The sequence below is a fragment of the Anaerobacillus sp. MEB173 genome, assembly GCF_052119505.1.
GTDB lineage: Bacteria > Bacillota > Bacilli > Bacillales > JBJMAU01 > JBJMAU01.
Window position 1 is genome coordinate 44925 of the sequence record NZ_JBJMAU010000010.1, and the last position, 24292, is coordinate 69216.

The 24292-nt window shown below is 36.8% G+C and carries 20 protein-coding genes and 1 pseudogene; 16 read left to right on the forward strand and 5 right to left on the reverse strand.

Translation table 11 applies throughout. From position 1 onward, the window contains the following. Window positions 1-142: 142 nt before the first annotated feature. Window positions 143-628 (reverse strand): Lrp/AsnC family transcriptional regulator, encoded by a 486-nt coding sequence (locus tag ACJ2A9_RS17235; protein ID WP_441422923.1) that lies wholly within the window; start codon window positions 626-628, stop codon window positions 143-145. 199 nt (window positions 629-827) lie between these two features. Here ACJ2A9_RS17235 and ACJ2A9_RS17240 point away from each other — a divergent pair, with 199 nt between their 5' ends. The 3 genes from ACJ2A9_RS17240 (at window position 828) to odhB (ending at window position 6170) form a co-directional block, all read left to right on the forward strand. Further along, a complete protein-coding gene (locus ACJ2A9_RS17240; RefSeq protein WP_441422924.1) occupies window positions 828-1760 on the forward strand; it encodes a DMT family transporter in 933 nt (310 codons plus the stop codon). A 334-nt stretch (window positions 1761-2094) separates the two neighbouring features. Continuing rightward, window positions 2095-4944 (forward strand): 2-oxoglutarate dehydrogenase E1 component, encoded by a 2850-nt coding sequence (locus ACJ2A9_RS17245; RefSeq protein WP_441422925.1) that lies wholly within the window; start codon window positions 2095-2097, stop codon window positions 4942-4944. Further along, complete coding sequence (gene odhB / locus ACJ2A9_RS17250) at window positions 4941-6170, forward strand: 2-oxoglutarate dehydrogenase complex dihydrolipoyllysine-residue succinyltransferase (RefSeq protein WP_441422926.1); 1230 nt, start codon at window positions 4941-4943, stop codon at window positions 6168-6170. The genes ACJ2A9_RS17245 and odhB overlap by 4 nt, the downstream gene beginning before the upstream one ends. Window positions 6171-6270: 100 nt before the next feature. Here the strand turns inward: odhB and ACJ2A9_RS17255 are convergent, their stop codons facing one another. Together ACJ2A9_RS17255 and ACJ2A9_RS17260 are read right to left on the reverse strand one after the other, a co-directional pair. Continuing rightward, window positions 6271-6906: a LysE family translocator gene (locus tag ACJ2A9_RS17255; protein WP_441422986.1), complete on the reverse strand. Its 636-nt coding sequence runs from the start codon at window positions 6904-6906 to the stop codon at window positions 6271-6273. A gap of 257 nt (window positions 6907-7163) precedes the next feature. Next, window positions 7164-7838, reverse strand: a complete 675-nt coding sequence (locus ACJ2A9_RS17260) for a peptidylprolyl isomerase (RefSeq protein ID WP_441422927.1) — start codon at window positions 7836-7838, stop codon at window positions 7164-7166. Window positions 7839-8046: 208 nt separating this feature from the next. Between ACJ2A9_RS17260 and ACJ2A9_RS17265 the strand changes: the two genes are divergently transcribed. The 8 genes and pseudogenes from ACJ2A9_RS17265 (at window position 8047) to ACJ2A9_RS17300 (ending at window position 18220) form a co-directional block, all read left to right on the forward strand. Next, a complete protein-coding gene (locus tag ACJ2A9_RS17265) occupies window positions 8047-8661 on the forward strand; it encodes a hypothetical protein (protein ID WP_441422928.1) in 615 nt (204 codons plus the stop codon). A gap of 475 nt (window positions 8662-9136) precedes the next feature. Then, window positions 9137-9934: pseudogene (locus tag ACJ2A9_RS17270) on the forward strand (PTS transporter subunit EIIC); the annotation flags it as partial. A gap of 264 nt (window positions 9935-10198) precedes the next feature. Continuing rightward, window positions 10199-10417: a hypothetical protein gene (locus ACJ2A9_RS17275; protein ID WP_441422987.1), complete on the forward strand. Its 219-nt coding sequence runs from the start codon at window positions 10199-10201 to the stop codon at window positions 10415-10417. Between the two features lie 154 nt (window positions 10418-10571). Further along, window positions 10572-12533, forward strand: coding sequence for a putative thiazole-containing bacteriocin maturation protein (locus tag ACJ2A9_RS17280; RefSeq protein WP_441422929.1), 1962 nt, complete (start codon window positions 10572-10574; stop codon window positions 12531-12533). Next, window positions 12533-14473 (forward strand): TOMM precursor leader peptide-binding protein, encoded by a 1941-nt coding sequence (locus ACJ2A9_RS17285; protein WP_441422930.1) that lies wholly within the window; start codon window positions 12533-12535, stop codon window positions 14471-14473. Before ACJ2A9_RS17280 ends, ACJ2A9_RS17285 begins: the two co-directional genes overlap by 1 nt. Window positions 14474-14497: 24 nt before the next feature. Then, on the forward strand, window positions 14498-16081 hold the full coding sequence (locus ACJ2A9_RS17290) for a SagB family peptide dehydrogenase (protein WP_441422931.1): 1584 nt from the start codon (window positions 14498-14500) through the stop codon (window positions 16079-16081). A 95-nt stretch (window positions 16082-16176) separates the two neighbouring features. Then, window positions 16177-16881, forward strand: coding sequence for a vanadium-dependent haloperoxidase (locus ACJ2A9_RS17295; RefSeq protein WP_441422932.1), 705 nt, complete (start codon window positions 16177-16179; stop codon window positions 16879-16881). A gap of 328 nt (window positions 16882-17209) precedes the next feature. Beyond that, window positions 17210-18220, forward strand: coding sequence for a DUF3231 family protein (locus ACJ2A9_RS17300; protein ID WP_441422933.1), 1011 nt, complete (start codon window positions 17210-17212; stop codon window positions 18218-18220). A 244-nt stretch (window positions 18221-18464) separates the two neighbouring features. On the opposite strand, the gene ACJ2A9_RS17305 is transcribed toward ACJ2A9_RS17300, so the two are convergent. Next, window positions 18465-19070 carry a hypothetical protein gene (locus tag ACJ2A9_RS17305; RefSeq protein ID WP_441422934.1) on the reverse strand — a complete coding sequence of 202 codons (606 nt, stop codon included), beginning with the start codon at window positions 19068-19070 and terminating at the stop codon, window positions 18465-18467. Between the two features lie 452 nt (window positions 19071-19522). Here ACJ2A9_RS17305 and ACJ2A9_RS17310 point away from each other — a divergent pair, with 452 nt between their 5' ends. Next, window positions 19523-20365, forward strand: a complete 843-nt coding sequence (locus tag ACJ2A9_RS17310) for a hypothetical protein (RefSeq protein ID WP_441422935.1) — start codon at window positions 19523-19525, stop codon at window positions 20363-20365. A gap of 118 nt (window positions 20366-20483) precedes the next feature. Here ACJ2A9_RS17310 and ACJ2A9_RS17315 read toward each other — a convergent pair whose 3' ends face one another. Further along, entirely contained in the window at window positions 20484-20987 is a 504-nt protein-coding gene (locus ACJ2A9_RS17315) for a hypothetical protein (protein WP_441422936.1), read from the reverse strand. A gap of 676 nt (window positions 20988-21663) precedes the next feature. Here ACJ2A9_RS17315 and ACJ2A9_RS17320 point away from each other — a divergent pair. The 4 genes from ACJ2A9_RS17320 (at window position 21664) to ACJ2A9_RS17335 (ending at window position 24271) form a co-directional block, all read left to right on the forward strand. Continuing rightward, the gene (locus ACJ2A9_RS17320; RefSeq protein WP_441422937.1) at window positions 21664-21999 is read left to right on the forward strand and encodes a DUF1036 domain-containing protein; all 336 of its coding nucleotides are present in this window, start codon (window positions 21664-21666) and stop codon (window positions 21997-21999) included. Between the two features lie 618 nt (window positions 22000-22617). After that, a complete protein-coding gene (locus ACJ2A9_RS17325) occupies window positions 22618-23136 on the forward strand; it encodes a GNAT family N-acetyltransferase (protein ID WP_441422938.1) in 519 nt (172 codons plus the stop codon). A gap of 223 nt (window positions 23137-23359) precedes the next feature. Beyond that, window positions 23360-23650 (forward strand): RNA polymerase alpha subunit C-terminal domain-containing protein, encoded by a 291-nt coding sequence (locus ACJ2A9_RS17330; RefSeq protein ID WP_441422939.1) that lies wholly within the window; start codon window positions 23360-23362, stop codon window positions 23648-23650. A gap of 471 nt (window positions 23651-24121) precedes the next feature. Next, entirely contained in the window at window positions 24122-24271 is a 150-nt protein-coding gene (locus ACJ2A9_RS17335; RefSeq protein WP_332634948.1) for a hypothetical protein, read from the forward strand. Window positions 24272-24292: the final 21 nt, after the last annotated feature.

A 24292-nucleotide genomic window follows, 5' to 3' on the forward strand; every position in this document is an offset into this window, starting at 1 on the left:
TCAGATATATATTCTTCAACTAATGGAGCATTTCTTCGAGAAGGAGAAGTGCTTTATGTTTGAGAACTTCATAATTATTATTTATTGGTCAATAGCCCCAATGCTCTGCTTATATTAACTAAAAAATTGCTCTGAAAATCTCTTACTCATGTTCATCCAATATAGGCAAGACAGTAGAATACTTGATTTCCCTTAGCCCTAGGCTCGTTTGGATTTTCGTAATCCCGAGCTCATTTAATTTTCGAATAAAAGCTTGTAAGTCTGTTCGGTCTCTGTTGGCAACCTTTAAAAGATAATCATATTCCCCTGTTAAGCAGTGACATTCTAAAACCTCTGTCATTTGGCGGAAAGCATCTTCTAACACATCCAATTTCTCCGCTTGATGGATGTTTGTGCTGATAAAAATAAAGCAAAGTAAATCGAACCCCAGTTTCTCGGGGTTTAAAATAGCCACTTGTTTATTGATATACCCTTCATTTTCTAATCTTTTAATTCTTGAATGGATGGCTGGTGAAGATAAATTCACTCTTCTCGCTATTTCTGCATTACTTACGTGTGCTTGTTTTTGCAGGATATCTAGAATTTGAAGATCGACTCTATCTAGTACTCTACTGGTGATTGATTCCATAATTAAAAACTCCCCTTTAAAATCTTTTGTTCAAAGCAGCTATTTTGATTAGGATCAGAAGAATTTAAATAAAACAATCTAATTAACTTTAATATCCTTTGAATAATTTCTATTATACTAAACATTATTTTGTAAATGAAGTGAAAATGTTAAAGTTATTAATATAAGATGCTGATGAGAAGTTGGGGGGAGTTAGTGAATGCGATATTTTTATTTTGGATTATTATTGTTAACAAGCTTTTTGTGGGCGGGGAATTTTATCGTAGGAAAATGGCTGGTCGGTCATGCTTCTCCAATGACGTTAACAACTCTGCGATGGTTGATTGCAATTGTTTGTTTAGTTCCAATTGTTTGGGTAGTGGAGAGGAAGTTATGGCCAACTCGAAAAGCTATTTTTCCGCTGCTGCTGATGGGATTAACAGGGGTTGTATTGTTTAATATGTTACAGTTTATGGCGTTAGAGCATACGTCGGCAACCAATGTAGGCTTAATATCGACCTTAATTGCTCTTTCGATTGCATTCTTTTCAGTTTTATTTCTTAAAGAAAGGCTAACACTTCTTCAAGTTATAGCAATGTTACTTTCTTTATTTGGTGTGGTCCTTGTCATAACAAATGGCAATCGCGACATACTACTTTCGCTTCAATTTAATCTTGGAGATGTATTGATGATCGGGGCGGTTTGTATATGGGGAATCTATGTTGTACTAAGTAAATGGGCGATGAATTACACGTCACCAATGATGGCTACATTGTATTCCGGCATCTTTGGGCTTATGATGATTATCCCTTTTAACATCTCAAATTTCACCGTGACAAATATCAATGTGACCTTCATTTCTTCAATGTTATACACAGGTGCCGTCTCAACAGTCGTCTGTATTGTCCTTTGGAATATTGGCGTGAAAAATTTAGGAGCAACAACTGCAGGACTGTTTCTTAATTTTAATCCTGTTTTCACAATGATATTAGCTTTTCTTTTACTTGGAGAAAGAATGACATCGATGCAGATCATCGGCAGTGGAATCGTTATTATTGGCTGTTTCTTATTTACATATTTTAAAGGGAAGGGCGAACTTTCTAAAAACCAAGAACAAACATTGGTACAACAAAAAATGGAACAGGCAGGGTAGGATATTCTATGTAAAGGTAGGTAGGAATTGTATTGGATCCTTCAAAAATTTTAGGTGTGATTATATTATTGCAATAGGATTGGGCCTAAAAGTGAGTGATCTTTTTCGCGATGTAGAAAAGTTAATAGAGGAATGAAAATCGGAGCTCACAAGGGCTCTTTTTTTGTGCCAGCGGTTGGAAGATGGTCGTAGAAGGTTGTTAAGTTCACCATTTGCTCATATGTATTACGGAATTTGATTTTAATCAAAGATCTAGATTTCAAAACAATTTAAACTTTAAACATAAGATGTTTTCTAAAACTTTAAGAAATAAATCACATTGGGGGCGTCTTCAATGCAACGAGAAAATCAAAGGCTAGAGGCGGCTGTATGGGAAAAGTTTCATGGTCCAAACCTCGGCTATATCCAACAATCGTATGAAAAATATTTGCAGGACCCTGAATCGGTTGATCAATCTTTAAGAGAAATGTTTGAAAAGCATGGTTCACCACTTTCCAATAAAACTAATTATTCTGAAGCACACACATCAAAAAGTGAAGCGGTCAATGTTTTTAAAGTGATCTCAGCGATAAAACTGATTGATCAAATCCGAACAAATGGACATTTAGTTGCGAACATTTATCCTTTGTACCATGAAAAAAATGAGGATTCATTTTTCGATTTGAAAAAGTATCACCTATCAGAGGCTGACCTAAAAAAAGTTCCAGTGACAATGATTTGGGAAAATAAACCGCCATACATTAAAGATAGCTTACAAGCAATCGAACATTTAAAAAAAGTGTATACAAAAACATTAGCTTTTGAGTTTACACATATTCATGAAAAAGAAGAGCGGAAATGGCTCGATTTTAAAGTGGAAGCAGAACAAATCTATCCAAAGCTATCGAAACAGGAAAAAACAAACATACTTGACAGACTCGTCCAAGTTGAAGGATTTGAGAATTTTCTCCATAAAACATTTGTTGGTCAAAAGCGTTTTTCAATTGAAGGAGTCGATATGCTCGTACCGATGCTGGATGAATTAGTTCAACTTGGTTGTGGAGATGGTGTGGAACACGTCATGATTGGAATGGCACACCGCGGAAGGTTAAATATGTTGGCTCATACTCTTGGAAAACCATATAAAAAGATATTTTCAGAGTTTCATCATTCGGTTAACAAAGATTTGATTCCGTCTGAAGGGTCAAAAGGGATAACGTATGGCTGGACTGGTGATGTCAAATATCACCTTGGGGAAGAACGAAACATTGAGAAAGACTGTGATCATAGGATCAGCGTGACATTAGCCAACAACCCAAGCCATTTGGAATTTATTAATCCAATCATTCAAGGATTCACTCGTGCTGCCCAAGAGGAACGTACAGAAGCAGGCTTACCGACCCAAAATATGCAAAAAGCTTTCGGAGTGTTAATTCATGGCGATGCAGCTTTTCCAGGTGAAGGTGTAGTCGCCGAGACATTGAACCTTAGTCGGTTGAATGGTTACCAAACAGGGGGGACGATCCATATTATTGCCAATAACGGCATCGGTTTTACGTCTGAAAGTGAAGAAAGCCGTTCAACGAAATATGCCAGTGATCTCGCCAAAGGGTTTGAAATTCCGATTATTCATGTGAATGCTGATCATCCAGAAAGCTGCATTGCGGCAATCAGGCTCGCTTACCAGTATCGGAATACATTTAAGAAGGATATTCTCATCGATCTAATCGGATATCGCCGCTATGGTCACAATGAGATGGATGACCCATATGCAACACAGCCTGAGCTTTATCAAACAATCCAACATCATCGAACTGTGATGACACAATATGGAGAAAAGTTAGTTGGAAATGCAACCATTTCGAAAAAAGAGTTTGAAGAGATGAAGAAAAGCTTCAATGACAAATTGACAACGGAATATGAACAGTTAACAACTGAAGCAAAGGGTGTTATAGATACAGAAAAGGATTCGCCAATTTCTGACCGGTTGCCAAAAGTTCAAACAGCAGTACCATTAAATCAATTAAAAGAGATAAACAACAGCTTACTTCGTTGGCCGAAAAACATTAACGTTTATCCGAAGTTGGAGAAAATTCTAAAACGGCGCGGGAAAGATTTTGAGGAAAATAACAAAGCAGACTGGGCACTTGCTGAGACACTTGCCTTTGCAACGATTATTGCTGATGGAAAACCAATCCGAATGACTGGACAGGATAGTGAACGCGGAACGTTTGCACATCGCCATATCGTTCTTCATGATCAAGGTTCAAAACGGAAATTTTCACCACTGCATACGATTCCACAGGCAAAAGCATCCTTTGCGATTCATAATAGTCCGTTATCTGAAACAGCCGTATTGGGGTTTGAGTATGGCTATAACGTCTATGCACCTGAAACACTTGTCATTTGGGAGGCCCAATTTGGCGATTTCGTCAATGTGGCTCAAGTAATTATTGATCAATTTATCGCTTCAGGACGTGCGAAATGGGGCCAGAAATCGAGTCTTGTTATGCTTCTTCCTCATGGCTATGAAGGGCAGGGGCCGGAACATTCAAGCGCACGAATGGAACGCTTTTTGCAATTAGCGGCTGAAAATAATTGTATTGTGGCAAATGTGACAAGTGCTGCCCAATATTTTCATATTTTACGACGTCAGGCTCATATCCCGGTCAATACGGAAGTTCGTCCATTAATCATGATGTCCCCAAAAAGTTTATTACGACATCCAAAAGTCATCTCAAGTGGGGAGCAATTTAGTGAAGGGAGTTTCCAATTTGTTATCGATCAACCCGGTTTGGGAACTCAGCCAGAGCAAGTTGAAAGACTCATTCTATGCAGTGGTAAAGTTGCTCTTGATCTAGAAGCAAAACTTCAACAATATGATACTTCAAAACTACATTCACTTCATATGATGAGGTTGGAACAGCTGTATCCTTTTCCGCGTCAAGAATTGGAGGAGAAGCTCCGTCAATATAGCAATGTGAAAGAGGTCGTCTGGGTTCAAGAAGAGCCCCAAAACATGGGAGCATGGTCATTTGTTGAACCAAGAATCCGTGAACTGCTTTCAGATCATATCACTATTCATTACATCGGAAGACCGAGTCGTTCGAGCCCTGCCACTGGGGAGTCAACAGCCCATAAAGCAGAGCAAGAACGTATTGTAAATAAAGCATTATCGATGAATAAAGGTGGGATGTCAGAATGAAAGAAATAAAAGTTCCAGAATTAGCTGAATCGGTCACTGAAGGTACAATTGCGGAGTGGTTTAAAAAAGAAGGCGAATACGTACAAAAAGGTGGTCCTTTGCTTGAACTAGAAACAGATAAAGTAAATTTGGAAATGAACAGTGATGTATCTGGTGTGATTCAGGAATGCAAAAAAGGTGTCGGTGAAACAGTTGAAGTTGGAGAGGTTATTGCCGTTATTGATGAAAGTGCTGTTGAACAGAGCGATGAAAAAGTTTCCAAAGTAATAGATAAATCTAATCGTAACGACACTGAAAAATATTCAACTTCAGTACCTTCTTCATTACCGTCAGAAACAAAGAAACAACCACAGCCCATAGCATCTCCAGCAGCGAGAAAACGCGCAAGAGAGCTTGGGATTGATTTACAATCAGTGACTTCAAGGGATCCACTTGGAAGAATAAGGCTTACTGATATAGAGGTAAATCAGAGAAATAAGCAGAACAATCAGAATGAACGCCAACATGATATCGAAGAGGATTCAAGAATTGAACGAATACACATGTCAAGACGCCGGCAAACAATTGCCAACCGGCTCGTTGAGGCACAGCAAACAGCGGCAATGTTAACAACATTTAATGAAGTTGATATGTCAGCGATTTTCGATATTCGAAAGCGTCGTAAAGACAAATTTGAAGAGCGGCATGACGTGAAGCTTGGCTATATGTCGTTTTTCACAAAAGCTGTTGTCGCTGCACTGAAGGCATATCCGTATGTTAATGCAGAGATTCAAGGAAACGATATTCTATTAAAAAAATTCTATGACATTGGTATTGCTGTTTCCGCAAATGAAGGTTTAGTAGTACCGGTTGTTCGTAATGCCGACCAGTTGAGCTTTGCTGGAATTGAAAAAGAAATTCTGGCACTCTCTGAAAAAGCACGAACAAATTCATTAAGCCTTAACGATTTAACTGGAGGTACGTTTACGATTACAAATGGAGGTATATTTGGCTCATTATACTCGACACCAATTTTAAATACACCACAGGTCGGTATTCTGGGAATGCACAAAATCCAAAGACGGCCAGTTGTCATCGATGATCAGGACACAGTGGAAGTTCGGCCAATGATGTATGTCGCACTCTCTTACGATCACCGAATCATCGATGGTAAAGATGCTGTTCAATTCCTGGCAAAAGTAAAGGAACTCCTGGAAGATCCTGAAGATTTGCTGCTTGAAGGGTAATTGAAACGCTGTAGAAAAAACGCTTAGCAGGCGTTTTTTTTACGTTATTAGAATCTTCTTTTTTTATAAATATAGGGGTACCTTAAAAAATACAAATAATCTAATTATGAGACTTTTCAAGGGCTAGTTTTATACCAAAACCTATCAGTATTGAACCTGTAATTCCTTCAATAATATTTTGTGTTTTAGGTTTTTTCATAAAAGCACTAATTTGATTAATTAAATAGACATAAAGTAAAAACCATATGGAAGTCAATACAGTGTAAGTGATACCCATTATAAGAAACGGTATAAAGGTATTGCTTCCAGAATCCACGAATTGAGGCAAGAAAGTTAAGAAAAAGACAGCAACTTTGGGATTTAGAATATTGGTAAGGAACCCTTGTTTAAAACAAGATGTATTTTCAAACTGACTTTTTGTGTTCATATTAACGGTTGCTGCTTCTTCCTTTTTCCGCAAAGACCATAAGGTTTTAATACCCAGATAAAGTAAATAAACAGCGCCAACGTATTTGAAGACGGAAAATAATAATGCTGATTTCACAATGATTGCAGAAAGTCCTAATACAGCAGCAGAAGTATGGATAAGGAGGGCACAACAAGTACCTAAAGCTGTCTTAAGCCCCCCTATTTTCCCAACCGTGACAGTATTTTTTGTAGCAATTGCAGTATCCGGACCAGGTAAAATAATTAGAAGAATACACATAAGAACAAACAAATAAAAGTTTTCCATTATATTATCACCTTTCTGATTATGATAAGTTCCAATCTTACATCGTATTATATATTAATCGTGTTATTAATTGAATGAAATTAATTATTACCTCCATTTTAGAACAAGCATACATGGATTATCGTACTGGAAATTTTGGTCTTTATTTAGTTGAAGGGAACGCAGGGAAGGATTGTTTTTTTCATTTCCCTTTAAGAGGCTAGATAAGATAAAAAAACTGACCCAGGTATCGACATTGTGATATCTAGGGTCAGTTTTTGTTAATTTAGAACCTTTGGCTCAGGGTAGTCAAAGCCTTTCGTGTCCACTCTTATTGATTTGATTTGCTGATCTTCCAATGGTTTATCTGCACGGTCACGTTCTACAGAAACGATTTCGTCAACTGTTTCCAATCCTTCAAGTACTCTTCCAAATGAAGCGTATTGCCCATCAAGGTGCGGAGAATCACTGACCATGATAAAAAATTGAGAACCGGCTGAATTCGGGTCATTCGTTCTTGCCATAGAAATGACACCACGATCATGTGTTAAATTATTTTCAAAGCCGTTTGCGGTAAATTCCCCCTCAATTGAATAGCCGGCTCCACCCATACCAGTTCCATCAGGGTCCCCGCCTTGAATCATAAAATCAGGGATAACTCGATGGAAAATGATACCATCATAAAACCCATCCTCAACTAATGAAATAAAGTTTGCGACCGTATTTGGGGCAACACCTGGATATAATTCAATAACAATTTCTTCATCATTCTCCATCGTAATCGTCACAATTGGATTTTCTGTAACTTCTGAAGCGTAAGATGTTTCTTCACCCGTTCCACTTGTTTCATCTCCACCCGTTTGTTCAGTATCATTTTGTGTTCCACAGCCAGTCAAAACTAAAAAACCGACCATTATGGCAAAAATAAAGTAGAATGCATTTTTATGTGAGTACATATGTAACCTCCTATTAAATTTGTTTCGACTTTTATCCTACAGGATGTTTCGCATTCATAATTATATCAGTAAAGACTTCCTCGGACAAAAAGGATACATATTAATAATCAAATATGGAAATGCGGCCGTCGTTATTTACACTAAAAAAGAATAGTATATAATAATAAAAAATATACTGTCATACTAAAAAATTAAGGTAGGTGATTCGATGTCAAAAGCTAGTTATTCGAAGAAACCTGTTGTTACTTATTGTGAAGGGAATTATATGTTCCAAATCGGAAAAACGGAGTGGGAGTTGGTCGTAAAGAGTTACAATAAACGAAGAAAAAGAACATTTTTCGAGCGCCTTATCGGTTTTGATCCAAATGAACCTGTTAAAAGAACAAGTTTTTTCGATATTATAAATGAGGATGAAACAGACTACCACTGCATTATTGGCTTCCGGGACCAAGAATTCGGACAGTTTACGTACACGAAACTAAATAAAGAACAGTGTATGATTGGTGGTGGAATCGTCATAGCCAGTAAACATGCTTTCAAGGAATCAAATAGATCGAATGATGAAGAAAAGTTGATGATGGATATCATTGAGGAGAGTTCGATTATGAATGGTGCGACGATCACCAGTGAGGACAAAGTAAATCAAGGAGAATTAAAGGATAAATATGAGATGAGGTTAACAAGAGATCGCCATTTGGTTGTTAATGGGTACCATTATGCATTTGTTGCGGCATCGTATGCTTCGCTTCTACATTTCGATGGCTTTGAAGATTTCGCCCAAGCAGAAGACTTTGGTGATAGCAGTTTTCCAAATCTATTTTAGATTGATGACATTTTCGACTGCCAAAGTTTGTTTGAGGTTAATCAAAACCGCCGGATTTCTAGTAACGGGTTGGTTAATGCATGAGCATTCTGAAGCGCAACTAGTAAGATGCCAAACAAGCGATTCGTAAGCCAAAACGCATGGATTTTCGCAATGGAAAATCACCATGCGTTTTTTTTATTGGCGAGATAATAGAAGAAGTTGATGGCGATAAGTGAAATTTCACGTACCGTATTGGGTGCTAGCAGTGGAAAATAGAAGAGATGTGTTGTTAAAGGAAAGCTGGGATTTAATCGTAAGGAAACCTATTGAACAAAATGAACGGGAAATATTATTTTGTTTAGTATAACAATACCAATATGAGTAACAATAGGATTGTCATTATAGATTGAACCATTATTGATTTCCTATCTATACTCTCTGCGATTATGAATGTTAGTCAATCATTATTTATTTTCTTGAAAGGAAGAATAATATGCCTCAGTCAAATATTAAAGTTGCAGTTCAGAAGTTCGGTAACTTTCTGAGTTCTATGGTGTTGCCGAATATTGGTGCTTTTATAGCCTGGGGTTTAATTACAGCATTATTCATTCCTACTGGCTTTTTTCCTAATGAACACCTTGCCAGTTTAGTTGGCCCGATGGTTACATACTTATTACCTCTATTAATTGGTTATACAGGAGGTAAATTGGTTCACGATCAGCGTGGTGGAGTTGTAGGTGCTATTGCTACGATGGGAGTTATCGTTGGAGCACCTAATACCCCGATGTTCTTAGGTGCCATGGTGATGGGGCCGCTTGCGTCATATGTTATTAAGCAGTTTGACCAAGGTATTGAAGGGGAAAGTTAGGTCTGGGTTTGAAATGCTCGTTAACAACTTCTCTGCGGGTATTATTGGTGGAACCCTTGCGATTCTTGCATTCTTAGGGATAGGTCCTGCAGTCCAGTCATTCACACAAGTACTTGTGTGAATGACTGGTTAGTGGATGCGGGTTTACTCCCTTTAACAAGTATTTTAATTGAACCTGCTAAAATTCTATTTTTAAACAATGCGATTAACCATGGTGTTATGACACCGATCGGTTTAGAACAGGTACAAACTGCTCGACGCTCGGTTCTCTTCCTCCTTGAAGCAAACCCAGGACCAGGTCTTGGTGTGTTATTAGCATACTTACTGTTTGGAAGAGGAACTGCAAAACAATCCGCACCGGGAGCAGCGATCATTCATTTCCTTGGTGGTATTCATGAAATTTACTTCCCGTATGTGTTGATGGGAAAGAGCACGAGTTTAATAAATCATATAATACAAAAAACACCTCGTACATTGTTTAATCAATGGTCATAAGAGGTGTTTTTTTATTGAATTTTAGGCAAGTACATCAGTAACAACCACCTAAAAGGAATCATATTTTGTTGAAGAGAGTAATCGGAATTATAACTTCGTTCAACTCTCTTGCCAGGTGTCGGTTTAACCTGAAATTCATTACAAAGGGGAAGAAAAATGGAGAATTTTCAAAATCAATTGCAAAATTTAGAAATGGATCATTTCCAAGTTGGTGAGTTAACTCCTATGGATCCTTCTGGTGAAGATGTACGATTTGGTACATTTGGAGGCGGAGGTTTCCATCGTTGCGGCGGATTTCGATGTTTTAGCTGCTTCAGCTGCTTTTTTCATTGTTTTAGCTGCTTTTTTAACTGTTTTAGATGTCATAACTGTTTTAGATGTCATAACTGTTTCCGTTGTTGGGGAAGTTAATCGACATTTAAAAAATAGCTACTTAATGAAAAAGAAGTGTCCCTGCCTGATCTATCGCAGGGGCACTATTTTTTTAGTTAATCATAATGGACAAAGAAAGCTACATAAAATGGTAGAGCATAATTTGAATCGATTAGAAATCAGGAGGAGTAGAATGACAAAACTTAATGCTTCCACTTGTTTGAAGGTAAAAAGAGATACATTTTATCTGCCTGATCAAGAAGGTGGTGTGTATTTTAGAAATAACGAAAGCTCATTCCGTATCAAGGGAAGTACAATCTATCAGTGGATTGAAACATTGATGCCGATGTTCAACGGGGAGCAAACATTGGGAGAATTGACAAAGGGATTAACCCCCTCATATAAGAAGAGAGTTTATGAGATTGGAGAAACGTTGTACAAGAATGGTTTTGTACGAGATATAAGTCAAGATCGGTCCCATCAATTAAGTCGTACAGTTCTTGAAAAATTTGCTTCACAAATTGAATTTATCGAGAGTTTTTCTGATTCAGGTGCGTATCACTTTCAACAATTCCGTCAGACTAAAGTTCTGGCAGTCGGAGCTGGTCCGATTCTCGTTTCATTGGCGGGTGCATTACTCGAATCGGGACTTCCTAAATTCCATTTCATGATAACTGAAACAATACCTACAAATCGGTCACGGATTTTTGAACTGGCGGAAAATGCCCGGAAAGATGATTCAGAGGTTGAGGTAAAGGAAATCCCGTTTGAAAAAGGGGAGCAAAGCGGATTTTTAAAACAAACGGTGCAGACCTTTGATTGCGTTCTGTATGTCTCGCAGAACGGAAATGTAAATGAACTAAGGGATCTTAATTTCATATGCAAAGAGGAAAAGAAGATATTTCTACCTGCCATATGTTTAGAGCAAGCAGGGCTAGCGGGTCCACTCGTACACCCGGAATCAGATGGATGCTGGGAGTCTGCATGGCGCCGCCTTCATCAATCTGCTGTTCAAGAAGATCAACAGTCGAACAATTTCTCTTCAACAACCGGATCCATTTTGGCAAATGTCATTGTATTTGAATTTTTCAAGAAGGCTGCAGGAATTGCAGGTTCATCTCAAAGTAATCAAATTTACCTGCTTAATCTTGAAACATTGGAAGGTAACTGGTTATCATTCATCACACACCCGTTGGTTACGCCTACAAGGTTTACGCCCAGGCTGGTTGAAGAACTTAAAAGAAGGATTAAACACCAATCGAACAGTAATACCCCAACGACTAACCTGTTGGAGTATTTTAGCCGACTAACCTCTGAAGAGACAGGAATTTTGCATTTATGGGAGGAACAAAATTTAACACAGCTTCCTATCGCACAGTGTTATGTTCAACCAGTTAATCCGTTGACTTACGGTCCAACAGAACTTCTCCCCAAAGTGGTTTGTGCTGGTTTTACACATGAGGAAGCAAAAAGACATGCCGGGCTGACGGGCATTGAAATGTATGTTACACAATTGATCGATTCACATGATAAGGGATTTAATAATCAGAATGATCATGTTAACTCGAACATTCGAGAAGGGTTACTGGGCATCGGTGCAGGAGAAACCATTGAGGAGGCTGTTTGTCGAGCGCTGCAAGGATATTTAGATGAAGAGTTGAAAGAAAGAAAGGCTGATCAGCCCAACACGCTCATTGAATTGCAGCTCGGATTGATACAGGATAGACAATGCAGAATTTATTTAGATGCGTTGACTACTTTAAATGGTCCACCAATCATCGATTTAAGAGAAGATATACTGGGCTTCCCGGTCATACGAGTAAGATCTAATGGTCGATGGTACACTAGGGCAGGTTTAAATACAACGCTGGCACTTAGAAATGCATTAGAACAAGCACTTTTGGATACTCAAAACATGGTAACTTCACCTGAAAGGGATGAAATGAAGAAAGCCGAATCTCTTGAAAAAAAGGAAGCAAAACTTAATATTCCTTCTTGCAACGGAATGACGCAATTAGAGCTATTACAATCTTCCATTAAGGTCTTAAAAGAAAACAGAAAACGCTTATTTGTTTATGATCTTTCGTTCGAACCTTTTCTAAAAGAGAAACTGGCAGGTGTGTTTGGTGTACAGGTTCGAGAGGAGGAATCGTAATGGCATCCCTAATTCTAATGGATGGAAAGGGTTTATTAGCGGATTTTGTCTATCATCAATTGTCAGGAAACTATCTCATAAAGCGTCAAAGTATAGTAGAAGACGTTCCAGATGAAACAGAATTAGCTCTGGTGCTTCATGATTCCTGGCATCCATCGGTTCATCAAAAAGCGGAAGAAAGATTCAGGGAAGCAGGTATCCCATGGCTTCGGGGTTTCATATCGTTTGGGGAGGGAATCATTGGTCCGTTCGTACGATCGGACACATCGGGATGTTCTTACTGTGCTGATATGCGCCGGATCATAGCGGGACCTGATCGTCAAGAAATGTGGAAGTTTCAAGGAAAAATGGCAGCAGAAGAAGGTACACTGCAAGATGCTTGGGCATCACGGATAGGATTGTCGCAAATGGCAGCTTTGATAAGTCATGAAGTGCAAAGGATTCTCCAAGGAGAAACCAGCAACTTAGAAGAAAAATTGTTCATTACGAATATGAGAACGTTATCCAACTCTCTTCATTTTTTCCTCCCTAATCCATCGTGCCCGATGTGCAGTTCATTACCCGATGATACATCAGAATTAGCTCAAATTCGTTTAGAATCCAGTCCGAAAATTAATGGTGAAGGTTATCGGACTCGGTCGATCGATGAATTAAAAACAGTGTTAGTCAAAGATTATCTCGATTATCGTACTGGGCTTATGAATGGAAAAATGCAGGATGTCAGGCTTCCATTTGCTGATGTTTTAGTGAACATGCCGTTGTTTGGAGGAGATGAGGGAGTAGCAGGGAGGTCTAATTGTTATGAAATGAGTGAGCTGACTGCCATTTTGGAAGGTTTGGAACGATATTGCGGAATTGAGCCTCGAGGAAAAAGGACGGTCGTTCATGATTGTTATCATCATTTAGAAAATAACGCACTAAATCCAGTAAGTGTCGGTGTACATGATACGGATCAATATGCAAAGCCTGATTTTCCGTTTAAACCATTTAAGCCTGATGCCCCAATGAATTGGGTTTGGGGTTACTCATTCTTACAAGAACGTCCTATTCTAATCCCAGAGTTGCTTGCTTACTATAGTTTGGGCTGTGGGGATGGCTTTGTTTATGAAACATCAAACGGATGTGCATTAGGTGGGACTTTAGAAGAAGCGATTTTCCATGCGATTATGGAGGTTGTCGAGCGAGATTCGTTTTTGTTAACCTGGTATGCAAGGCTTCCCCTCCCATGGCTTGATCTTCGTTCAGCTAACGATACAGAATTACAGCTGATGGTCGACCGTATAACTGAGGTTACCGGTTATGACCTTTATTTTTACAATTCAACAATGGAACATGGGATTCCAAGTGTTTGGGCAGTGGCAAAAAACAGAAAATCAAAGGGCGTTAACATTATATGTGCAGCAGGTGCTAATCCTGATCCGGTCAGGGCTGTAAAAAGCTCGATTTATGAGCTTGCAGGAATGATGTTTAGGGATGACGAAAAATTGGAGAAAAACCGCCAAAAATATAAAACGATGCTTAAAGATCCGTATGCAGTACGTACGATGGAGGACCATGGAATGCTATACGGTCTGAAAGAAGCAGAGGAACGGATGAATTTTTTATTGGATGATCAGCGACCTTTACGTATGTTTGCTGAAGAATTTAAGGAGACACCGGTCAATACTGATTTAAAAGATGATCTTCAGGACGTCCTGCAAAGGTTCCGCCGTTTAAACCTTGATGTTATTGTCGTTGACCAAACCACGTCTATTACTAAACGGAATGGTTTATTCTGTGTAAAGGTGGTAATTCCCGGAATGTTACCAATGACATTCGGGCATCACCTTACCCGTGTGAAAGGGTTGGAGAGGGTACTCACGGTCCCTAAGAAACTAGGATTTGTGAAGGAACCGTTATTGTATGAACAGCTTAATCCATTCCCCCATCCATTCCCGTAATGGAAGAGTAGGAGGATAAAAGAATTGGAACTAGAATCTTTTCTGCATCAACTGCATTTTGAAACAGAGAAAACCTTTCCCCCGGATTGGCAGGTAAATTGGGAAGATGCGCCGCTTCCCTATAAATTGTACCGTGGTTTACCTGAAATCGCTCTTACTCCGGAAGTACCATTGACATTCAAGAAGAGAGAAGAAAATCTAAACCCTAGACTTGAAGAACTTGGTCAATTCTTAAAGTATGTCTACGGTTTGACTCAATACGCTCAATCTCCTTTAATTGATGAAACGAAGGAAAAGAATGTGAGCTTTACTCAGTCTTTACGGAGATTTGTTCCCTCAGGCGGGGCGTTGTATCCTAATGAATTATATGTGTATGTAAAGCTGGATGACGCTCCCAACGGAATTTACCATTATGATGTGGCGCATCATCGTCTTATTTTGTTACGAGAAGGAAACTACGATTTCTATTTATCTAGAAGTATGAACAATAGTCCTCCTATTTCGGATTGTTTTTGTACCGTTTTTGTGTCGACCGTTTTTTGGAAAAATTTTTATAAATACAATAATTTCTCCTACAGACTCCAAGGGTTAGATGCAGGAGTGTTAATTGGGCAATCATTAGAAGTGGCCAATCAGATGGGGTTCTCTACACGAGTATGTTATCAATTTCTTGACCGGTCTATTAATCATTTGCTTGGGTTATCACAACAGGAGGAAAGTGTATATGCGGTTATCGCATTAAGTAGTAAACGATCAATTACTTGTGGTGACAACAATCAAAAAAGAGAAGAATTTGTTTCTGCATCTGAATTGTGTTCGGAAGTTCCGGTATTAAATCATGTATCCTATAATACTTCAAAAAGAGTTATTGATTATCCGATGCTAAGAAAACTTAATGAAGCATCGATGTTTGAAACAACGCAGTCATTTATGAAAATAAAGAAAAATAACTGTGAGAAACTTTCCTTAGACAGGGAGATGGTTTTGCTGCCATTTCCGGAGTGCTTTTCTTACGATCTCGCATCTGTATGCAGAAAGCGATATTCTCCTGATAGCGATTTTCTGTTAGGAAACGTGAGCCAAACCCAATTATCTGCTTTATTAAATGAGACATATTCTTTCTCGTATGAAAATGACCTTGACGATACAGAGTGCCAGATTGAGACTCGTGTTTCTTTATATGGCAGTTTTTATAATACAGAGGGAATTCCTAATGGTGCCTACTCTTATGACAATGAAACTCATGCACTTCGGAGAATATCCAAAGGGGATTACCGCGAGTTTTTGCAATCTGGATTAACGATGCCCAATGTGAATATGTATCAAGTTCCACTCTGTTTGCACGTGGTTGGAGACAGGGATCACCTCAAGGAGATATTTGGGTATAGAGGATACCGTATTCAACAGATGGAAGCGGGCATTCTTGTGCAAAGGCTGCTCTTGGTGTCGTGTGCTTTAGGAATGGGAGGGCATCCGTTGCTGGGATTCGATGTAAACCAATGTGATGAACTTTACAGGATCGGTGATAAAGGAAAAACTAGCTTGATTCAAATTCCTATCGGACCATACCGGCCACGCGCCTGGTTAAGAGGGAGTTTACTTAGCTAGGTTAGTCAAGTTAATTGTCGGATTTATCATTTAATAAATAAAAAGTAGTTATTACGGGACTGTTTAATGAAACTTAAAGAAATGGGGTGGAATTGGTGACTTATAGAAGGTGGTCGCAACACCCATACTTTGGAGAGGTAATACCCCCAATAGGTTCTCCGGAAGCGAGCCGTGGACCAATGTTTTTCTTTAATAGGGATAGAAATAATCATTTTTTCGATCCTTTTGGAAAGCCGATTAATTGGAGGATTAAACATCCTAATGATATTGATTGGGAAGGTGAGTTATTAATCGTTCAGCAAGCATTACAATCACTTACTCCGCAACAAATCGAACTTGCTAATTATTGGGGAACAATGGAAATGACAAAGCGACTTTCACCATTACTTTTTCATTTAACTGAAAAATATCAGCTAGATTCACCACAAACTGCGAGAGTACTGGCATACTTTTATGCTGCTTTAAATGACACCTTTGTTATCACTTGGTACTTTAAATATCTTTGGGATGTAGCACGTCCGAATCAATATGGCCTAAGATTGCCTTTCGTTCTGACAACGCCTCGTTTTCCAGCTTATCCTTCAGCGCATGCTTCTTTGGCAGGTTGTGCAGAGGTAATATTAAGTTACTTCATACCACAAGAGTCTGCTGAAATCAAAAGGATATTGGAAGCGAGTGCACTATCTCGCTTATACGCTGGCGTTCATTTTAAGGTAGATAATGATGAAGGCTTAAGGCTAGGCAGACAAATTGGAGAAATTGTTGTCAACCAATTGAAAGCACAAAGTTTACCTCGCTAAACAATATAGTATTACAACCTTAAATCTCAATGAGGTTTTTTTCACAATGCTGACAACGCCCCGTTTGTTCATTAAGGCAAAGGAGCTGCCGAAATAGCAGCCTTCTTCAAACTCTTACTCTCTTTAGTAATATAAGGTTAGCCTGCTTTCAGGTTGACCTTTTTTATATCGTCTTATTATAACGGTAAGTTCCATAATACTAGATGAAAATGCAATGAAAGCATGTATATACTTGATTATCTTTAGTAAACAGTATTATTGTTATTTTATTGGAAAAAATATTTCTGTTACGAATTATACTTCAATAAAATTTGGGAGATGATTTTCTTTGGAAATCAAACATAATCCTCAACTAACTTCCACTGAGTTAGCGACTTTATGGAATACATATATGGCTGATTCTATGGGAAGATGTATTCTTACTCACTTTAAACAAACCGTGGAAGATCAATATATTGCAGAAATTATTGATACAGCTCTCCAAATTGCTAAGAATCATATTGATACGATTACAGAGTTGTTTCATGAAGAAAAAATACCAATTCCTCAGGGCTTTGGAGTAAACGATTTAAATAATAATGCACCAAGGTTATTTGGCGATTTATTTTACCTGAGATATATTGAACATATGGGGCGAACCGGATTAACTACATATGCATTAGCAAAAGCTATTTCTTCAAGAAAAGATATAAGAGAATTATATAAGCTTTGGTACAATCAAACAGAAAAAATGTTTGATATGGCAATAGATTTAGCATTAGAAAATGGAACTTTAGTAAAACCCCCATACATTGATTATCCTAAAGAAGTTCAATTTGTGGAAAATGATAAGTTTTTGGGGCATTTTTTCGGGAAAAAGCGATCATTGTTAGCGATTGAAATCACTCATCTAGGTACAAATATAGAAGTTTGCAATGTAGGACAAACAATTCTTTTAGGTTTTAGCCAAGTTGCTAATTCAAATGAATTAAGACAATTCTTTTATCGAGGGGCGAAAATCGGGAAAAAACAAATATCTACATTTCTTGGAATCTTAAAAGACAATAATACCTCTTATCCATCTACTTGGGATTCATTAATTACAGACTCCTTAGAATCGCCTTTCTCTGATAAATTAATGTTGTTTCAAGCTAATTTATTGAGTGCTATTGCAATGGCTGATTATGGCACTGCCATTGGTGGAAGTGTTAGAAAGGATATTGGTGTAATATATGCTAGGTTGATGGCTGAATTGGCAAATTATGCAGAAGATGGAGCAAAATACATGATTAAAGAAAGGTGGTTGGAAAAACCGCCACAGACTCACGATCGATATAAATTAATAAACCGTAAAGATTAAGTTGAATATCATATTTGTTTAAAGACTAGTAAGGTTTCTAATGTTAACCAAAATAGAATCTTTTAATTGTTCTACTAATGAAGTAATAGTTAAGCGAGGAAGGAGGGTTATATTATCAAGGAAAAAAGTTAATATGGACGATAGGGATGGTGGGGGAGTGAGAGGAGGATGTGATAACACAAAGGGGATTCAGAATGTCTGAATCCCCTTTAGTCGAGAACATGAAACAGCGGAAAACCGCTGTTTATTTAAAGAAACTTAAAGCTAATTTCATATTTTCTTCATATAAGCTGAAAAAATTTTGTTGAGTGGACTTCATTTGATTTTTATATTCTTCACGAATTTTTTGTTGCTGCTCAAAGCCAGTTTGAACGAATTGTTTGAATTGATCTTGGGATTGACTAAATAAGCTAAGGCTTTCATTATATGATTTTAACGTTAATTCTTGCAGGTGATTATTCATTAAATCAATCTGTGAACTAAATTGATCGAAAACGTTACTTGCAGATTGACCAAATACTGATTGAAGATTTAATTTTGCAGATTCACGATAATCTTCAAATAATTTTTTCTGTTCCTCATCAATTTGAAGATTTTCGTTGAATTTTTCCCAAAGTTCCTTTTGGTTATCTAAAGCTTGAAGGAATTGGTCTTCTAATTCTTTTTGAGTTGTAAAAACTCTGTCTATTCCTTCAGCCCAAGTATTTAGCAGGGAATCACTTAGATTTACTGTTTCTGAACTCTTTGGAACTTCTGAACTCTTTACTACTCTTGAACTGATTGCAACTTCTAGACCCTTTGCAACTTCTGAATTCTTTACTACTTCTGGACTTTTTGTACTTTGTGCCATTAAAAAAACCTCCTAAAGAATATGATGATCATTACAGGTAAAACAGCAGCTTCATTAGCTTTTGTACTGACGGAGACTTAAAATAAGGACAGCCACTTTGACATGGGAGTCATTATTTTATCCTCTTTTGATGGTTGTTTATATTAGATACAATATTGACTGTTGTCATTATGTACCTCTCCATAAATCAAGTCTATATGTGTAACTTACACCTAAGAGCAAAATATGTAAAGGCATTTATCAAAATTTTTACAATAATTTATTATTTTATTTATATGAACTGCTAGTCGACATTATTCTCTATTTACATGTTATTGAATGTTGCTATAGCAAGGCATTGCTAGCTTTGTTCCACTGACAATCAGTTTCGCAAAAAATTCAGCCATAAAATATTTATTATACATTTGAGAAAGATAATAAAAGTGGAAATTAACCCATAGGAGAATGGATTTATGAACATGAAGAAAAATCATAATTTAAAATATTATATGTTATTCAGTTTTTTTCATCTTTTTCTTTTACTTTATGTTCTTTATAAAAAGAAAGACCGAAAAACGATTTTCTTCACATTTTTGTCTATAGTGGGTTTAGCCTTTTATTTTGAGTATCCGTTATATATATTAAAAGCATATAAATATAAAACGAACCTGGTTAAAAACAAAGAACAAGATAACTCGTTTGGATCTGTTCTGTCTCAAGGATTATTTGTTCCATCTGTTGCAATATTTATTTCTTCTTTCCAGTTAGGGTGGAAAATGAAATTCTTATTTACAATGTATTTTACGTTTATTGAAAGACTTTTTATAAAATTAAACATTTTTAAAAATAGATGGTGGCATACAATTTATACTATCATTTCAATTTTTACTTATTTTTTTATAAGTGACGCTTGGTATAAAGGATTGAAGAATGGAAACAAGTTCATTACAAAAATGACTCAATTCAATATCTTCCACGTAATTTATATGAATTTGTTTTTTATACTTTCCATATTAAAGAAGTTCAAATTCACGCCTATAAGATTTACAACAAAATCTTGGTATTATCACTATTCTTTTGTGAAAGTGTACTTAATTTTTGAAACGTGTTTAACAATATATTTTTCAGAAAAAAAGAATAAAGGATTAAAGATACTTCCTTTCCTGATTATTTTAATGATGGATTCCTTTTTCAAAAAAATAAGTTATCTGAAAGTGAAAGGGAGCTACTGGGCATATGTTTTTCCTGTAAGAGCTCTTTCTCATTTAGCATTATATGTATTACAAAAAAGAAATAAGTTACTAGTTAATGAATAATTATATGTATATTCCTTCACATTTTAAAATCACAGATGAAACAGTGATTTGCGACATTGTAAAAAAACATAGTTTTCATGAAGTAGGGACAGAGGGACTGACATGTCCCCTTGTCCCATTACAAATGTGGAAAGTACATTCTCGGTAGAAAATAAGGTACTCCATTATAAGCCTGAACGGGTATATATCCTTGTGAAAGATTTTTTGGTAATCGATAGTGATATTCATATGGTTGTAAATGGATGAAGTAATATGGGAAGTATGGATTATAATAGGATGATTGCCTGTAATAAGGTAATGGACTATTAGCAATAGGATGAGAGGTATATTCTTTTTCGTATAAACCAAGTGTATTTCTGCGTAATATATCTGTTAGTTTCACGCCATGTGGAAGCTTTTTCACTGTTTCTGCAAATGGAGAAACCGTATTGTAATATAGATTAACATCCGCCCCTTTTTTCACTTCATAATTAGCTGGAGGAAGCTGACTCTCAACGAAATCTTTTCTTACATTTGAATCCTTTGCCACATAAGTAGGGTTAAGCTTTGGATTTAGGCCTAATGCTTTCAACAACTCACAAAACTTCACATTTTGTACGATCCCCAGAAAATACCCGTCCATCATATGTCTCGTTTAAGTAAGTGTTTCTTTATAGGTTGTAAGAATAACCGATTAGTACTCTTTTTGATAAATCGAAAAAATACAGTGAAACATTTCAGGATTCCAAATTTCCCGATATTATACGTCTATTTCCTTTTTGGGGAAATTGTCCTAGTGCAAATAGGCAAATGCCATGGAAGAAAAGTGAATTCCTATTTTAAAAATGGGCAGGTCAACCGAATAGTAATTGTTATCACTGCGGGAGTATATGCCTCTTTCGGATGATGATATGCGTTCCGCTAGAAAACTCCCTTGGGTAGTTCCCCAAATATAGATTGACAAACATCTAAAGTATAAATAACCACATAAAATACTAAGGAAAAATATTAAAAAAAGGAGTGGTTATATTTGTATCATCCGTATTATTCACCTTATAGTTATACACATGGTAGAGGTATAGCTAAGCGCACATCTGGTCCAGATTTACCATATGAATATGAGTATCCATATCAGCAATATAAAAAACCTAGAGGACCTAAAATACCTTATTGCATAAGCAAAGAATCGATACTTTCGAGTTATATCTATGGCAGGGGAATAGACGAGTACACATCTGAGGCTAATCAAAGTTTCCCTTATCAGCCTTCTCTAACTTTACGCCAGACTGATAATCAAAAACGGGGAGGGTGTTACAACCATGTCCCTCAAATTTCAGAATAAAACTAATGTACCATTAGTATTAGCCATTGGCTACTGGGATTACCGTTGTAGTAGCAAACGGAGAAAAGAAGGCTGGTGGACACTGGCCCCTGGAGAGACGGCGACCGTGTGGATCGGGAATGCTACGAATAAATATTTTTACTTTTACGCCGAGGACACACTTAATAAAGGACACAGATGGCATGGAAATTTCCCAACCGACCTCCCAGATGAGCCATTCTCTCGGTGCATGCACGAACCTGGAGGGAAAAGATATCATATGGATCGTTTTCAGGCCACAGCGGAGAATTATACCATGGAACTTACATTTTAGAAAAGGGCGGATAAAACGCTTTTCATTCATTATTGAGTTTATGTAGGGATAGCATTTTAAAAGAATAACCAAAAACGTGTGTTACTTTTAGATAATCCAATCTTTTTTTTGATAAGATTCATTGTCCCGTCCCTTCTAAAAGATTGATAGATTTTTACAGTGACTCCCAGGAAAAAATAGATTTATCAAAGAATGATTACAGCTAATAAAGCTACATGATTATTTCTGATTGATTGGCTATTCGGTATGTATCAGTCATTATATTCAATTAACGGTGCGATTGCTGAATTAAGGGTAATCGCCTTTTTTATTCATTGGTAAGTAATCATATTAGGTAATAGCCGACCGAGATCCTAGAGGTGCTGATTTTGAGCTGAAAGTAAGTGTTGCACGAGCAGAAGCGGCACAATTTGGATGCTGTTCAAAATATCATTTGCTTTACCTTTATATTTCCTTCATCATGACCCTCCTTAGAATAATTTTTTGTTGTAAATGCAAAAAAAATAAGTAATATAGAATTTAAACCTTCTTCAAAGAGTACGAAAAAATATAAGACTGGGAATTTGTAAAAAGGGAAACACGAGAAATTTTTGATGATATAAAGGAGCGACAAGTAAAGTGACTGTAAAAATTAAAAAGTGCAACATTGAAGATTTGCTAATACTCCAAGAAATAAGTTTCGAAACATTCAACGAAACATTTAAAGATCAGAATTCACCGGAAAATATGAAAGCCTATTTAGATAGAGCATTTACCTTAAAACAGTTGAAAAAGGAATTGTCTAATATCGATTCGGAATTCTTTTTTGTTTATGTTAATAATGAAGTTGCTGGATATTTAAAGGTTAATACCAATGATGCTCAGTCTGAAGAAATGGGTGAGGAAGCACTTGAAATCGAGAGGATTTATATAAAGAGCAACTTTCAAAAACATGGGCTTGGTAAGTATCTGCTAAATAAAGCAATCGAAAAGGCAATGGAACATAATAAAAAGAAAATCTGGCTGGGTGTATGGGAAAAAAATGAAAATGCAATGGCTTTCTATAAGAAAATGGGGTTTGATCAAACTGGATCTCACTCTTTTTATATGGGTGACGAAGAACAAACCGATTTTATCATGACTAAAACACTTACATAACTTTTTGGGAGAAGAATGATTATGTATATTCCTTCACATTTTAACATCACAGATAGACCAATGTTCAAATACAGATGAGCAACAGATATCATTCATTAATGAAAACAAATCTAAAGAAGTAATTGTTTAATGGTATTCCGCATAACAGTCCTTTTTGTGATGGAATAATTGTGAAGAAGAAGTATGTTAAATTAGAAACAGGAATTAATAGGAGGGATAGTTATTGACAGCGGAAAAAAGTTTAAGGGTTTGTGAAAAAGGACATAAGTATTACAAAAGTAGTGATTGTCCAAGTTGTCCAACTTGCGATAAAGAGAATAAACCTGACAGTGGCTTCCTATCGAAACTAAGTTCACCAGCAAGAAATGCCTTAGTTCACGAAGGGATTGATACATTGCAAAAACTCTCAAAGTACACCGAAAAAGAAATTCTAAAAATCCATGGCATTGGACCAGCATCCCTACCAACGATGAGAACTTCATTAGAAGAAGAAGGTTTGTCATTTAAAGGGTAATTTGGTGTTATCCTATCAATACCAACATGGATATTAAAAAAGTGTATTTAAAGTAACTGTGCGAATATTGAATAGGAGTTGTCGATGCGACAACCCCTATTGCTTAATATAATACATAGTAACCAAATAGTTGGTAACAAAGGGTTTAAGAGGTGGAATAGGAATGATTCGTTCTGCTGAAATAAATAAAGTGATTAGAAAGTCTTATCACCAACATTAAGAGAAATTGGACCATAGATGAGAGCTGAACAAACAAGAAATATAATTATTGAGGCTTATGCAAGTGTCAAGGCATTTTATTTGGATTATCGGGCGATGAATTATCTTACTAAGTTTTTATTTTTATTGTTTTTACTGATATATACAAAGTTAGGAGTACATAATAAAGTAAAAAGGTTTACTCAGTAAAATAAGGTATATTATATTTGTTGAATAGATTCTCTTTAAAGACAAGAAAAGTAGGTGAACAAAGTGGGAAAATATCAATTGGATACCAAAGGTCAGGTAGCTGTGACAAAGTTTCATGAAAAACAGAGGCCTGCTAAATTTGATAAAAAGCAGCAACTTGAAAAAATACGTGCGGAGTATTTGAAAAAAAAGCAAAAACAAACAGATAAATAATATGAATGAAAACATAGGAAG